The 15,000-nt window shown below is 63.5% G+C and carries 9 protein-coding genes; 5 read left to right on the top strand and 4 right to left on the bottom strand.

Features of this window, described 5'->3' with window-relative positions; translation table 11 throughout:
- Nucleotides 1-32: 32 nt before the first annotated feature.
- Complete coding sequence (thrH, locus tag ACIQ3Q_RS11525; RefSeq protein WP_396269221.1) at nt 33-647, top strand: bifunctional phosphoserine phosphatase/homoserine phosphotransferase ThrH; 615 nt, start codon at nt 33-35, stop codon at nt 645-647.
- 35 nt (nt 648-682) lie between these two features.
- Entirely contained in the window at nt 683-2,665 is a 1,983-nt protein-coding gene (locus ACIQ3Q_RS11520; RefSeq protein WP_396269220.1) for a U32 family peptidase, read from the top strand.
- Here ACIQ3Q_RS11520 and ACIQ3Q_RS11515 read toward each other — a convergent pair.
- From ACIQ3Q_RS11515 to ACIQ3Q_RS11505, 3 genes are all read right to left on the bottom strand, one after another.
- Nucleotides 2,647-3,930 carry a hypothetical protein gene (locus tag ACIQ3Q_RS11515; protein WP_396269219.1) on the bottom strand — a complete coding sequence of 428 codons (1,284 nt, stop codon included), beginning with the start codon at nt 3,928-3,930 and terminating at the stop codon, nt 2,647-2,649. The two genes, ACIQ3Q_RS11520 and ACIQ3Q_RS11515, sit on opposite strands and share 19 nt — an antisense overlap.
- 165 nt (nt 3,931-4,095) lie before the next feature.
- Nucleotides 4,096-6,477 carry a peptidoglycan-binding domain-containing protein gene (locus ACIQ3Q_RS11510; protein WP_396269218.1) on the bottom strand — a complete coding sequence of 794 codons (2,382 nt, stop codon included), beginning with the start codon at nt 6,475-6,477 and terminating at the stop codon, nt 4,096-4,098.
- A gap of 238 nt (nt 6,478-6,715) precedes the next feature.
- A complete protein-coding gene (locus ACIQ3Q_RS11505) occupies nt 6,716-6,928 on the bottom strand; it encodes a SlyX family protein (protein ID WP_396269217.1) in 213 nt (70 codons plus the stop codon).
- 134 nt (nt 6,929-7,062) lie between these two features.
- On the opposite strand from ACIQ3Q_RS11505, the gene ACIQ3Q_RS11500 reads away from it, so the two are divergent.
- From ACIQ3Q_RS11500 to ACIQ3Q_RS11490, 3 genes are all read left to right on the top strand, one after another.
- On the top strand, nt 7,063-9,087 hold the full coding sequence (locus tag ACIQ3Q_RS11500; protein ID WP_396269216.1) for an FAD-dependent oxidoreductase: 2,025 nt from the start codon (nt 7,063-7,065) through the stop codon (nt 9,085-9,087).
- Between the two features lie 73 nt (nt 9,088-9,160).
- A complete protein-coding gene (locus tag ACIQ3Q_RS11495) occupies nt 9,161-10,315 on the top strand; it encodes a hypothetical protein (RefSeq protein WP_396269215.1) in 1,155 nt (384 codons plus the stop codon).
- A gap of 66 nt (nt 10,316-10,381) precedes the next feature.
- Complete coding sequence (locus ACIQ3Q_RS11490; RefSeq protein WP_396269214.1) at nt 10,382-10,882, top strand: nucleoside 2-deoxyribosyltransferase; 501 nt, start codon at nt 10,382-10,384, stop codon at nt 10,880-10,882.
- Between the two features lies 1 nt (nt 10,883).
- Here the strand turns inward: ACIQ3Q_RS11490 and purL are convergent, their stop codons facing one another.
- The gene (gene purL / locus ACIQ3Q_RS11485) at nt 10,884-14,900 is read right to left on the bottom strand and encodes a phosphoribosylformylglycinamidine synthase (protein WP_396269213.1); all 4,017 of its coding nucleotides are present in this window, start codon (nt 14,898-14,900) and stop codon (nt 10,884-10,886) included.
- Nucleotides 14,901-15,000 lie beyond the last annotated feature (100 nt).

Below are 15,000 nucleotides of genomic sequence, written 5' to 3'. Positions count from 1 at the left end.
ACTACCAAAGCGCTGCCCAAAGCGCCATTGCCATGCAAGTCGTTTGCCTCGATCTCGAAGGTGTGTTGGTCCCGGAAATCTGGATTGAATTCTCCAAGCGAACCGGCATCGCCGAGTTCTCTCGCACCACCCGCGACGAGCCGGATTACGACAAGCTGATGCGCTTTCGCATTGACCTGCTGGCCCAGCACGGCTTGAAGCTGGCCGACATCCAGGCCGTGATTGCAGGCATGGCCCCGATGGACGGCGCAAAGGAATTTTTGGACAGCCTGCGCCTGAGCTATCAGGTCATCATCCTGTCGGACACCTTCTACGAGTTTGCCGACCCGCTGATGGCGCAACTGGGCCGCCCCACCCTCTTCTGCCACAAGCTCTTGGTGGATGACGAAGGCTTTGTGCGCGACTACCGCCTGCGCCAACCCGACCAAAAGCGCAAGGCTGTAGAGGCGCTGAAGGGCCTGAACTACCAGGTCATGGCCGCCGGTGACTCTTACAACGACACGGGTATGTTGAGCGCCGCGCATGCCGGCTTCTTCATTCACCCGCCCGCTTCCATCACGCAGCAGTTCCCGCAATTTGCCGTGCACCACAGCTTGGTGGACCTGCGCGCCTCCATCGACGTGGCCGCAGCACGCCTGCTGGCCTGAACGCACGGCCTGAGGGCCGCTACCATAGCGGCCCTATGTCCTCTTTTCACACGCCCCGCACCCGGCAGTTGGAGCTGCTCTCGCCCGCCCGTGATGCCGACATCGGCATCGAAGCCATCAACCACGGCGCCGACGCCGTCTACATCGGCGGCCCAGGCTTTGGCGCCCGCGCTTCAGCGGGCAACAGCGTGCAGGACATTGAGCGCCTGACCCGCCATGCCCACCGTTTTGGGGCCAAGATCTTCGTCACGCTCAACACCATCTTGCGTGACGACGAGCTTGACGGCGCTCGCCAGATGGCTTGGGAGGTTTACCACGCTGGGGCTGACGCGATGATCGTCCAAGACATGGGCCTGACCTTGCTGGACCTGCCGCCGCTGCAACTGCATGCCAGCACCCAGTGCGACATCCGCAGCGTCGAGAAGGCGCGTTTCTTGGCCCACGCGGGCTTCTCGCAGATCGTGCTGGCGCGTGAGTTGGACCTGGCGCAGATTCAAGCGGTGGCTCAGGCGCTGCCCGATACGGTGATCGAGTTCTTCATCCACGGCGCCCTGTGCGTGGCCTACAGCGGCCAGTGCTATGTCAGCCATGCCCAAACGGGCCGCAGCGCCAACCGGGGCGATTGCTCTCAGGCCTGCCGCCTGCCCTGGACGGTGACCGACACCCAGGGCCGCATCGTCGCCCATGACAAGCATGTGCTGTCCATGAAGGACAACGACCAGTCCGCCAACATCGGTGCGCTGGTGGACGCAGGCGTGCGCAGCTTCAAGATTGAGGGCCGCTACAAAGACATGGGCTATGTCAAGAACATCACCGCCCATTACCGCAAGCTGCTCGACGACGCGCTGACTCAGCGCCCTGACTTGGCCCAGGCCAGCAGCGGCCAAACCCGCTTCGACTTTGAGCCCGACCCGCAGCGCAACTTCAACCGCGGTGCCACCGACTATTTTGTGAACGGCCGCCAAGACGACATCGGCGCCTTCGACAGCCCCAAGCACGCCGGCATGCCGCTGGGCTGGGTCAGCCATGTGGGCCCCGACCACATCGAGGTGCAACTCGACGAGGGCGTCGGCCCTGTCAACAACGGCGACTCCATCACCTGGTACGACCTGCAGCAAGAACTGCAAGGCATTCAAGTCAACACGGCGGAGGCCCTGGACGCTGCCCAGACGCGCTTCAAGCTGGTGCTCAAAGACGCGCCCAAAGCCTGCAAAGACCTGCGCCGCCAGACCGTGCTGCACCGCAACCGCGACATGGCCTGGGACCGCGTGCTGCGCAAAAAGAGCGCCGAGCGCCGCATCAAAGTGGACCTGCACCTGGCCGACAGCGCAGAAGGCTTTGTGCTGAGCGCCACCGATGCCGACGGCCACTTTGCCCAAGCCAGCCTCACCACCGAGCATGTGTTGGCACAAGACCCGGCCCGCAATACGGAGAGCCTGCACACCCACTTGGCGAAGCTGGGCGCCACGGTGTTTGAAGCCGGCGAGATCAGCCTGCAACTGAGCCAGCCCTGGTTCTTGCCCCCCAGCCAGCTCAACGCCTTGCGGCGCGACGCCATCCAGGCCCTAGAGGCCGAGCGAGAGGCCTGCCGCGAGCGACTGCCCCGCCTGGCCGCCACCGAGCCGCCCGTGGCTTACCCCGAGGACACGCTGAGCTACCTGGCCAACGTTTTCAACCACAAGGCGCACGAGTTCTATGTGCGCCACGGCGTGACGGTGGTGGGCACCGCCTACGAAAGCCACGAAGAGTTAGGCGACGCCAGCCTGATGATCACCAAGCACTGCGTGCGCTTCTCACTCAGCCTCTGCCCCAAACAAGCCAAAGGTGTGACCGGCGTACAAGGCACCGTGCGCGCCGAGCCCCTGACCATCCAACACGGCGACGACCTGCTGACCCTGCGCTTCGACTGCAAACCCTGCGAGATGCATGTAGTGGGCCGCATCAAAAAGAATGTGCTGCAACAGGCCAAGGCGGAGGCGAAAGTCAGCCCGGTGCAGTTCTATCGGGCTGGGAGATGACGTTTTGAGTTTAAGAATTGGCGGTAATGTCTCTCTAGCCCATGCTTTTCAAGGTCAATAGCTCCACTTGTGCGGCTACTAGCGCGGCCACCCGTTGGCTGAATCGCAGGACCTGTATCAATGTGTAGGAAGACCTGACGAGTAAAAGGAAACAACGGCTCACCCGTGTTTGGATCAGTCCATTGATGCCCGTCCATGACCCACTGGTAGGGACCTACACGCCTGACCGGCTCCCAAATGCGATTTCTCACGTACCAACTGCCGACTCTGGTATGGATGATATTGGCGCCATCGAAGCGCCAGTTCCAACCCAACTGCCGCTCCCAGCCCCCTGCATACGGATTGAATTGATAGATGTCCTCGCTGAAATCCGAGTACATGTTGCGGAAGAACTCACCGTTGGACAGCCCGTTCTCCCACGACCGAGAAGCTGCAATCACGTCGCCGAAGCCTTTACCCGGCTTCATTGGCAATACCCACCACGCTGCCGCCCAACTCAACCGCCCATTGCTTTTGTCCCCCAGCAACCACACCTCAGCACCGGTCGTCTTATCACGGCTGAGCCTCGTATAGGCTCGGTCGCCACTCGGCAAGGACAATGTCCACCAGTCGTCTGTCGTGATGACGCTATCGACAATTCTCCCTGACTGTTCAAACCGCACACGCCCGTCGGCTTGTGCAGTCACGATGTCTGCCATCAAGGCGACCGAGAAGTTCTGTTGAGGTGTATACGTGCCCTCATGAAGCCCTGCCCAGCGTGTGCCGGGCTTGACATCCGCCATGCTAGGCCGCTCAGTCAGCGCCAAATGACTCAGCGTGAGGCCGGTGTCGTCAGGGCTGCCGAAAGGCGTAACTTTTCCGACATTGCAGCCTGCAATCTCGGTGTCTGTGCCGGCCTCAATGACTGCCGTCTGGCCTTTCTTTGCACTGCCACTTAGGCGCTTGAGCACCAAGGTTTGGACATCGCGACGCCAAGTCTGAAGCACATCGGACGTCTGCCCTGGGCAAACGACCCACGCGCCATAAACCTCATAACCAAACGGCGTTGTCAAACTGATCGATCTTTGGTTGCCACTGTCCACATACGGACCTGAGCTTGCCCCTAAATTGCTCGCGATCTGGGCCGTCTTGGTCTTGGAATTGGTATCCACCAAATACGCTGTACCGACGTTGAAATACGCTGTTTGCACCGCCAAGGCCTCAAAGGCCACGCTGCTGCCCAACACAGACAAAGTCAAACCCAACGCTCGTATCGCCGTCCTCATGCGACTCTCCTCTTGATGAAGGGAAAAAGTATGCCGCAAGGATCTGAAATAGAAAGTTGTCCCCCCTAAAGGGAAACCCCCTGGGCTGTGAGGCACCAGGGGGTTCGGTGGGGTCGATTCGCTGCCTTCACGTCAGCAGCGCAGCGGCCCAAGGCCAGCGCGAACTCAGTTCGGCGATACGCCCAGTGACTTCACCGTGTCCAGGTTCAAGAAGCCATCGACCGGCAGGCCTTTGGACTGCTGGTATTGGTTGACGGCGCGCATGGTTTGCGCACGCAGCACGCCGTTGAGCGGGCCAGGCTCGAAACCGGCGGCCTTCAAGGCGCGCTGGATCTCGGTGATCTTGCTCGGGGTGGCATTGGTTTCGCACAGCACGGCGCGTTGTTCGGTCTTGCCCTCGGCGACCTTGACCTGGTAGGTCAGGGTTTCGTATTGGGCGGGGACTTCCACTTCGCGCAGAGAGGCCGGCTGATCGATCACCTGACGGGTGATGGTCTTGGTGATGGGCGGGATCACTTCCTCGCGGAAGCTGGCGGGGGTGTCGATGACACGGCGCTTGACCGATTCGTACACCGCTGGCACCGGGATCTTGCGGGTGCTGGCAGGGGTGTCCACCACGCGGCGCTCCACCGTCTTGTAGACGGCGGGGATCTTGATCTCGCGGGTGCTCGGGGCCTGGTCCACCACTTCGCGCTCCACCGTCTTGTAGACCGCAGGGATCACGATCTCTTCAGTGCGTGCGGGCGTGGCCACCACACGGGTCTTCACCGTCTTGCTGGTGCCCGGCACTTCGATGGTGCGCACGCTGGCGGGCTGGTCCACCACCTGGCGGCTCACCGTCTTGTACTCGGCCGGGATCTTGATCTCGCGCACATAGCCCTCGGTGCCGGATTCGGCACCAGCGCTCTTGGCGCCTGCACCCATCAGCGCACCGGCGCGCAGCACGCGGTCGCCGTTCGGGGCGGCCACGATGTCGCCCTTGTCGTCAAACTTGTAGCCCGCGGCCTTGAGCTTGTCGATGTCGATGACTTGACGGGAGATGGTTTGGTAGGTGGCCGGGATCTCCTGCTCGCTGGCTGCGGCCTCTTGGTTCATCACCTGGCGGGTCACGGTGCCGTATTCGGCCGGGATGATTTCCTCGCGCACGGTGGCGGGTGTGCGCAGCACTTGGCGGCTGATGGTTTGATACTGCTCAGGCACTTCCACCAAGCACATCACATCGTCATCCAAGCGCGCGTTGTCGGCCGTGGCACCTTGCAGGTCCACGGTGGCCCCATCCACCTTGCCGTCTTTGCCCACCACAAAGCCACGCAGCGGGCGCACGTCGATGGCCTTGCCAATCCAGGCCCGGCCGCGCTTCCACTCCTTGGAGGCATCGGCCACCTTGATGCGCTCGGTCACGGTGTCGTACACCGCAGGCACTTGAATCAGGCGTTTGGATTCGGCCCGGAGCACGACCTGCTCGGACACCGTCTTGACGCTGGACCGAGAGGCTTGCAGCTTGGCGCTGGCCTCAGAGCGCAGCACTTCTTCCTTGATGGTCCGCAGTGGCAAGGCAATGGGCTCGTAACGCAGAGATTCAGCCTTGGCCAAGACTTGCTCGCTCACCGTCTTGTAGGTGGCAGGCACGGTTTCCACACGGGTCGTGGCCGGGCGGTCCACCACAGTGTCTTCCTTGTCCGCATAAGTCGCCGGGATGACCTTCAGCTCCTTGCGCTCTGGGCTCACCATCACTTGCTCGCTCACGCGCTTGAAGCTGCCAGGAATGACTTCAATGCGCTTGCCTTCAGGCTTGACCAGCATCTGCTCGCTCACCATTTTGTAGGTGGGTGCCACAGGTTCTTCGCGGAAGCTCTCTGGGCGCACCAACACTTGCTCGGTCACCGTTTTGTAGGTGGCAGGAATGGGAATCTGCTTGGTGATGGCCGGGCTGATCACCACCTCTTCGCTGACCGTCTTGAAGGTGGCCGCCACGGGCTCAAAGCGCTTGGTGGCAGGCACTTTCAGCACTTGCTCGGTCTTGTTCTCAAACTTGGCGGGCGTCAGCACATTGGCATAACACTCGCTGCTGGCGGCGGCGACTTGGCTGCCCACCGGGCGCGGCAGATCGCCCTTGAAATTGTTGTCGCATTGCTGCATGGTGGCGCGCACGGGGGTGCCTGCAGCGTCAAAGTAGACGTTCACAGACATTTGCGGGCCGTAAGGCACGTACTTGCCGATCAAGGTACGGCTCACACCGTCGCGGTTCTCGCGGCGGCCCACACCCAAATCGCAAGCGCCCTTTTCATAGCCGGCCAACTGGCCCAGCTTCATCACCTTGACATCCGCCTCGCCGGCCCGCTTGAGCGGCGGCTGATTCGTGAAGGGCTCATAGAACTTGGCACTGCCCGCGGCGACGGCAGCATCGCACTCTGCGGCGGTGTCATAAGCCACATTGCCGTGGCTATCCGTCACCATGCCCGCTTGGGCGCTGGCGGCCAGCACCATAGAGGCGCTCCAAACAAGCTGCGCGGCAGCAACAGCGGACGATTTACGCGTGATCTTCATGGCCTTCAGCCTCCTCGTATGGGTGAGGCACGCCGCCAGCCACAACCCCTTTGCGGCTCGCTTCTCCAGACGTGCGGCGCCATGTTAGGGAGCGCATCTGCGCTGTGCCGCTCAGTCAGAAAACCAGCTCAGACCCAAGGCCAAAGGTGTGAATAAATACCCTTTGATGTTTCTGGAGGAAACGAAGCTTGTCGAAGAATCACGGGGCCTGGCCAGCCCATTCAGGCTGTAGGGTGGCTCAGTAATGGGGCGGCAGCTCATCCCGCAGGCTGCGAAACGCGGGGCCACCTTCGGGCGCCTGCTCCCGCAGGCGACGCACCTCATTCAACAACAGGTCAATGTGGTCTTGCTGTCGCGTGACCATGGTGTTGAGCGTGTCCACCAAGTCCTCGGTGAAGCTGAGCTTGATCTCCAAGTCCGTCAGGCGGCTTTCTATGTCTTGCGCGGTCATGCCCACATGTTCCCACACCCACAGCCCGGAGCGCAGACCAAAGGGTTAACCCGAACCACTGATGGAGGAATGCCCCCAGAACGAGCAGGTGAGGCGCCGCCACAATCGGCGCATCTTTTTGTCAGTTTGAAGTCATGAGCGCCTACCCTCACCTGCTTGCTCCCCTGGACCTGGGCCACACCACGCTGAAGAACCGGGTGTTGATGGGCTCCATGCACACCGGCTTAGAAGAAGGCCGAGACCTGCGCCGCCTGGCCGCTTACTTTGCGGAGCGAGCCCAGGGCGAGGTGGGGCTGATCGTGACCGGCGGCTTCGCGCCCAATATCGAAGGCTGGGCCAAGCCCTTTGCGGGCACGCTGGCCACCCACGGTGCGGCCAAGCGCCACAAGCTGGTGACTGACACGGTGCACTCGGAGGGCGGCAAAGTGGCGCTGCAGATTTTGCACACCGGCCGCTATGCCTACCACCCGCTGGCGGTGGCGCCCTCGCGCATCAAGTCCCCCATCTCACCCTTTACCCCCAGAGCCCTGAGCAGCCGAGGTGTAGAGCGGCAGATTCGCGCCTTTGTGCGCTGCGCGAGCCTAGCCCGCGAGGCAGGCTATGACGGCGTGGAGATCATGGGCTCTGAGGGCTACTTCATCAACCAGTTCTTGGCGGCGCACACCAACCAGCGGGATGACGAATGGGGAGGCGATTACAGCCACCGCATGCGTTTGCCGCTGGAGATCATGCAGCGCACGCGTGAGGCCGTCGGCCAAGACTTCATCATCATTTACCGCCTCTCCATGATCGACCTGGTCCCCGGCGGCTCCACCTGGGATGAGGTGGTGCAACTGGCCAAGGGCATCGAGGCCGCCGGTGCCAGCATCATCAACACCGGCATTGGCTGGCACGAAGCGCGCATCCCCACCATCGCCACCAGCGTGCCCCGCGCCGCCTTTGCGTGGCTGACCAAGAAAATGAAGAGCGAGGTGGGCATTCCGCTGGTCACCAGCAACCGCATCAACACGCCGGAGGTGGCCGAACAGGTGCTGGCCGATGGCGCGGCCGACATGGTCTCCATGGCACGGCCACTTTTGGCAGACGCCCACTTTGTGCGCAAAGCGCGCCTGGGCCAGCCCGAGCGCATCAACACTTGCATCGCCTGCAACCAGGCTTGCCTGGACCATGTGTTTGTCAACAAGACCAGCTCCTGCCTGGTGAACCCCCGGGCCTGCCACGAAACAGAAATCCGCATTCACCCCAGCCCCAGCCGCCGCAAGCTGGCCGTGGTGGGCGCCGGGCCGGCCGGCCTGGCCGCAGCCACCACCCTGGCCGAGCGCGGCCATGAGGTGCATTTGTTTGATGCCGCCCAGCAGATTGGCGGCCAGCTCAACCTGGCCAAGCAGGTGCCGGGCAAAGAAGAGTTCCACGAGACGCTCCGCTATTGGACGCACCGAGTCACCGACACCGGAGTCCATCTGCACCTGAACCAACGCGTCAGCGCGGCCGACCTCGCTGGCTTTGCTGACGTGGTGTTGGCCAGCGGTGTCACGCCGCGCAACCCCCGCATCCCGGGCCAAGATCACGCCAAAGTCTTGAGCTACCTGCAGGTCTTGCAAGGCGCACCGGTGGGCGCGCGGGTGGCCATCGTCGGTGCAGGCGGCATCGGCTTTGACGTGGCCGAGTACCTGGCCCACAGCGGCACTTCCACCGCGCTCGATCTGCCCGCTTGGCTGGCCGAATGGGGTGTGGGCGACCCGGCCGAGCACCGCGGTGGCCTGGCCACCGAGATACCCGCCACCCACGCACCGGCACGCCAGATCACCTTGCTGCAGCGCAAGGCCAGCAAGCCTGGCGGTGGCTTGGGCAAGACCACGGGCTGGATCCACCGCACCACGCTGAAACGCCTGGGTGTGCGCATGCTGGGCGGTGTCAACTACGAAGAGATCAGCGACCAAGGCCTGCGCATCAGCGAAGGCGAGCAACGCGAGAACCCGCGCTGGCTGGAAGTCGACCACATCGTGCTGTGCTCCGGCCAAGAGCCGCTGCGCGAGCTGCAAGGCCCTCTGGAAGCCAGCGGCGTGCGGGTACACATCATTGGCGGCGCCAAAGAAGCCGGCGAATTGGATGCGAAGCGCGCGATCGACCAAGGCGTGCGGCTCGGGGCGACGCTGTAAAGCCTGCGGAACCGCACACTCAGTGCGTTAGCATCCGCAGCCATCACCACTCTGCGGCGCAACGCCTGTCACCATGTCTGCCCATCCTCTGAAGCTGTCTTTCCGCAGCTGTGCTCTCCTGGCCGGGCTCATGCTGGGTGCGGCGGGCTCCCTTCAAGCGCAAGGTGAAGCTCTGATCCCTGAGCAATACACCTTGCAGTGGCTGGCCACGGTACCCGACGAGTGCACCTCCATAGGCCCCCACAGCCCTTACGTCGTCAGCAACAACGGGCGATTCCTTGTCGGTTCAGTTTGGGAGGATCGCAACGGCGCCCCTTGCGGAAAGGTTCGCAGCACGCTGCGGATGCGCACGCCTGAGCCAGACCGAGTGAAGACGTTCAAGCAAGTGAAAGACCAGCAAAAGTGGGTTCATAGCGTCAGCAGCGATGGACGCAGCGGTGGCTCCGTCGAAGGGTTCAGCACGCAAGCCTTTGTGACGGGGCCGTTGGGGCGCGGCGAATACCCTGTTGTGTTTGCTGACAGCATTTGGGCCAAGGCGAATGCCGTCAATCGGCAGGGTCAAGTGGCAGGCACCTATCGGCTGTCCCTGGGCACCAGTCGAGCCTTTGTGGCCGACCCTGGCAACGCCTATGTGGCCCGCGACTTGGGCACCTTGGGCGGCCAAGAGTCTTGGGCCTGGGGCATCAATGAGCGCGGCCAAGTCGTGGGCTCTTCACTGACGGACCTCGGGTCTTTCAAGCCGCACGCTTTCCTCACCCAGCCCAATGGCCAATCTCTCATGGACTTGGGCAGTATTGGGCCGTATGGCAGCGTGGCTTATGCCGTCAACCGAACCGGCCAAGTCACTGGCATCGGCTATTTCGACCCCACGCTCACGGGGCTCGTCAAGGGCTTTGTCACTGACGACAACGGCAAAAATCCTCGGTGGATAGAGCCCTTACCCGGCACCAGCGGTACCTCGGCAGTCGGCCCCAATGTGCATGGACAGGTGGTCGGGCTGGGTTGGGTGAAAGTGGGCCTGTACAGCGAGACACGAGCCATCGTGACCGGCCGCCACGGCGTGGGCACCTTCAACTTAGATGAGCGGGTCCAGCTCCCCAGCGGCTTGCACTTGAGGTTTGCCAGCAGCATCAGTGATGACGGCGACATCGTGGCCTTTGCCACAGACGCCACCGGCACCCGTGGGCACTGGTATTTGCTGTGCAAGGCACCCAACTGTCAACCTTGATCGCACCGAGAGCCGCCAGGCGGCTATGCTTGCGGGGTTTTCCGTCTGGCAGATCAGGGAGCAGCGATGGGTTTGACGATTTACCTCGCCGGTTTTGACGTATTTCGCCTGGACGCCCGCGCGCACGGCGAACGCCTTAAAGCCCTGTGTGCACAGCATGGCCACCGGGGCCTCTACCCCCTGGACAACGAGCTGCCCGCAGGCATGAGCGGCCCAGAGGCCGCGCAGTGGATTTACCGCGCCAACATCGAGTTGATCGGCCAGGCTGATGCGGTGGTGGCCAACCTGAACAACTTTCGGGGCCTAGAGCCCGACTCGGGCACGGCCTTCGAAGTGGGCTATGCCGTCGCCTTGGGCAAACCTGTGTGGGGTTACCTGGAAGACCACCGGCCCTTGCACCAACAAGTGCTGTGCACCGAAGCTGCCAAAGGCCACTACGTGGACGCCAAGCAGCTCACGGTCGAGAACTTTGGCCTGCCCCGCAACTTGATGCTGGCCTGTTCCGTGCAAGGGCTGGCCCGCTCGCTCGAAGAGAGCTTGCGGGCCTTGGCCGCCAAGAAGAGCTAACTCAGCCCACCCACTTGCGCGCGTTGCGGAACATCCGCATCCACGGGCTCTGCGCCGAGATATCGCCGCTGGTCCAGCTCATCAGCACGTTACGGAAGACCCGCTCGGGGTGCGGCATCATCACCGTGAAGCGGCCGTCGGCGGTGGTCACGCTGGTCAGGCCATCGGGGCTGCCGTTGGGGTTGAGCGGGTAGGTCTCGGTGGGCTGGCCGTGGCCGTCCACAAAACGCATGGCGCGTGCCACGGCGGCGGCATCGCCACGCTGGCTGAAGTCTGCAAAGCCTTCGCCATGTGCCACGGCGATGGGCAAGCGGCTGCCGGCCATGCCCTGGAAGAAGATGGACGGGCTCTCCAACACCTCGACCAGGCTCAGCCGGGCCTCGAACTGCTCGCTCTTGTTGCGGGTGAACTTGGGCCAGGCTTGCGCACCGGGGATCATGGGGCTGAGTGCTGCCATCATCTGGCAGCCATTGCAGATGCCCAAAGCGAAGGTGTCTTGGCGGCCAAAGAACGCAGCAAACTGCTCGGCCAGTGCCGGGTTGAACAGGATGGAGCGGGCCCAGCCTTCGCCGGCGCCCAGGGTGTCGCCATAGCTGAAGCCACCGCAAGCGACCACACCGTGGAACTGGTCGAGCTTGGCGCGGCCAGCCTGCAAGTCACTCATGTGGACGTCATAGGCTTCAAAGCCAGCTTGGTCAAACACATAGCTGGTTTCGACATGGCTGTTCACACCCTGCTCGCGCAGGATGGCCACCTTGGGCCGTGCTTTGCCAATGAAGGGCGCGGCCACGTTGTCGGCAGCATCAAAGCTCAGCGCCACCTGCAGGCCAGGCTGTGCAGCGCCGGCCAGGGCGTGTTCGCTGTCGGCACAGGCTGGGTTGTCGCGCTGGCGGCTGATGCGCCAGCTGACCTCGTCCCACTGCTTGTGCAGCGCTTCCAGCGGGGCGCTGAACTGCGCCTTGGCGTCGCGCCAGACTTCGATGACGCGCTTGTCGTTGGCCTTGCCCACCACATGGCTGGCCTTGGCCAAGCCATGGGCACGCAGGGTGGCCAACACGGCGTCGCGGTCTGCTGTGCGCACTTGCAAGAGCACGCCCAACTCTTCATTGAACAGGGCTTTGAGGGTCAGCTCCTCGCGGCGGCCGCTGGTCTGGTTGGCCCAGTTCTTGGCATCACCCGTGTCGGCACGGCTGTCGCTGATGCCGTCGCCTTCAGTGACCAGCATGTCCACGTTCAGGCTCACGCCGCGCTGGCCGGCAAAGGCCATCTCACACGCCGCCGCCCACAAGCCGCCGTCCGAGCGGTCGTGGTAGGCCAGCAGCTTGCCTTCGGCGCGCAATGCATTCACCGCCTTGACCACTGACTTCAGCAGTTCAGCGTCGTCAAGGTCGGGCACTTGGTGGCCAAACTGCTGCAGGGTCTGCGCCAGGATGGAGCCCCCCATGCGCGCTTGGCCTTGGCCCAGGTCCACCAGGATCAGCGTGGTGTCGCCGTCTTGCATTTGCGGGGTCAAGGTGCCGCGCACATCGTCCAGGGTGACGAAGGCCGAGACGATGAGCGACACCGGTGCCACCACCTGCTTGGTGTGGCCCTCTTCTTGCCAGCGGGTGCGCATGGACAAGCTGTCTTTGCCTACGGGGATGCCGATGCCCAACTGCGGGCACAACTCCATGCCCACCGCCTTGACGGTCTCGTACAGCGCGGCGTCTTCGCCAGGCTCCCCGCAGGCCGCCATCCAGTTGGCGCTGAGCTTGACCCGGCTGAGCTCCATGGGCGCGGCCAGCAGGTTGGTGATGGCCTCGGCCACCGCCATGCGGCCCGAGGCCGGGGCGTCCAGGCTGGCCAGCGGTGTGCGCTCGCCCATGCTCATGGCCTCACCACGGAAGCCGGCATAGTCGGCCAAGGTCACGGCGCAATCCGCGACCGGCACTTGCCAGGGGCCGACCATTTGGTCGCGGTGGTTCATGCCGCCCACGGCGCGGTCGCCAATGCTGATCAGAAAGCGCTTGGAGGCCACGGTGGGGTGGCGCAGCACATTGCGGCAGGCATCGGCCAGCGCCACGCCGTCGAGCTTCAAGGCGGGCAAGGTGCGCAGCACGCTTTTCACGTCGCGGTGCATCTTGGGCGGCTTGCCCAGCAGCACGTCCATGGGCATGTCGATGATGCGCTCGCCGCCGGGGCCATCTTCGAGGATCAGTTCTTTGTCATCGGTGGCTACACCGACGATGGCAAAGGGGCAGCGCTCGCGCTCGCACATCTGCTCGAACAGGGGCAGCAGGTCTGGATTGACGGCCAGGGTGTAGCGCTCCTGGCTCTCGTTGCACCAGATCTCCTTAGGTGCCAGGCCGGTTTCTTCCAGGGGCACTTTGCGCAGGTCAAAGCGCGCGCCCTTGCCTGCGCCGTCCACCAGCTCGGGGAAGGCATTGGAGATGCCGCCTGCGCCCACGTCATGGATGGCCATGATGGGGTTGGTAGCGCCCAAGGCCCAGCAGTGGTTGATGACCTCTTGCGCCCGGCGCTCAATTTCAGGGTTGCCGCGCTGCACGCTGTCGAAGTCCAGCGAGGCCGTGTTGGTGCCCGCAGCCATCGAGCTGGCGGCCCCGCCGCCCATGCCAATGCGCATGCCTGGGCCGCCCAACTGCACGAGCAAAGTGCCCGCGCCAAAGGGCAGTTTGTGGGTCTGGCTGGCACTGATGGTGCCCAGGCCGCCGGCGATCATGATGGGCTTGTGATAACCACGGCGGATGGCGTTTTGGCTGCCGTCGGCGCCCTCACCCACGGTTTGTTCAAACACCCGGAAGTAGCCGGCCAAGTTAGGGCGACCAAATTCGTTGTTGAAGGCTGCGCCACCCAGCGGACCTTCGGTCATGATCTGCAAGGGGCTGGCAATGTGCTCGGGCTTGCCGTAGGGCTGGGTTTCCCAAGGCTCGTTGGTGCCCGGCAGGTTCAAGTTGCTGACAGTGAAGCCCGTCAGGCCCACCTTGGGGCGCGAGCCCCGGCCAGTGGCGCCCTCGTCGCGGATCTCACCGCCCGCGCCCGTAGAAGCCCCAGGGAAGGGCGAGATGGCCGTGGGGTGGTTGTGTGTCTCCACCTTCATCAGCACATGGGTCAGCTCTTCACGCGGGCCGTAGGCCGGGGCGTTGGTAAAGCCTTGGGGCAGCCAGCGCTGCACCACGCCGCCTTCCATCACCGAGGCGTTGTCGCTGTAGGCCACCACGGTGTGCTGGGGGCTGAGCTTTTCGGTGTTGCGGATCATGCCGAACATGGACAGCGGCTGCTTCTCGCCGTCAATGCTGAACTCGGCATTGAAGATCTTGTGGCGGCAGTGCTCGGAGTTGGCCTGGGCAAACATCATCAACTCCACATCGGTGGGGTTGCGCTTCAGGCCCGTGAAGGCCTTTTCCAGGTAATCAATCTCGTCGTCAGACAGGGCCAAGCCAAACTCGGTGTTGGCTTGCTCTAGGGCTTTGCGGCCCAGGCCCAGCACATCGACATGGGCCATGGGCTCAGCCGTCTTGGCGTCAAACAGGTGGACGGCGGCTTCGCGCTCAAAGGCCACGTTCTCCGTCATGCGGTCGTGCAGAGCCATGGCGCAGGCCTTCAGCTCGTCGGCACTCAAGGCCTTGCTGGCGCCCGTCAAGCCGGCGATCAGGCCGTCTTTGAGGTGCAGGCGGTACTCGGTGACGCGCTCCACGCGGTGCAGCGGCAGCCCGCAGTTGTGGGCAATGTCGGTGGCTTTAGAGGCCCAGGGGGAGACGGTGCCCAAACGGGGCATCACCACCACCAAAGCGCCCTCATGGACTTGGGCCGCGTCGCCGTAGTTGAGCAACTGGCTGAGCTTGGCCTGGTCGTGTTCAGCCAGCGGCGCGTCCGTCCAGACCCAATGCACGTGGCGGGCGCTCACGCCCGTGATGCGCGGGCAAGCCGCTTGCAAGACGGGAAGCAGCGCGGCGGCGCGGAAGGCGGACAGGGCGTTGCCGCCCTCAAAGTGCATCAGGTGCTTGGCAGCTGTAGACATGGATTCCCGTCGAGGTGGCGGCGGTGGACGGCGCGCTGGTGGCGCTCAAGGAGTGCGTTTGTCCCCGCCCTGTGCGGGGGTGGACGCCCGTGAAAACCCG

Origin of the sequence: Ideonella sp. (assembly GCF_044358605.1) — a bacterium.
GTDB lineage: Bacteria > Pseudomonadota > Gammaproteobacteria > Burkholderiales > Burkholderiaceae_C > Ideonella.
This window is presented reverse-complemented; position numbering and strand designations above follow the sequence as displayed.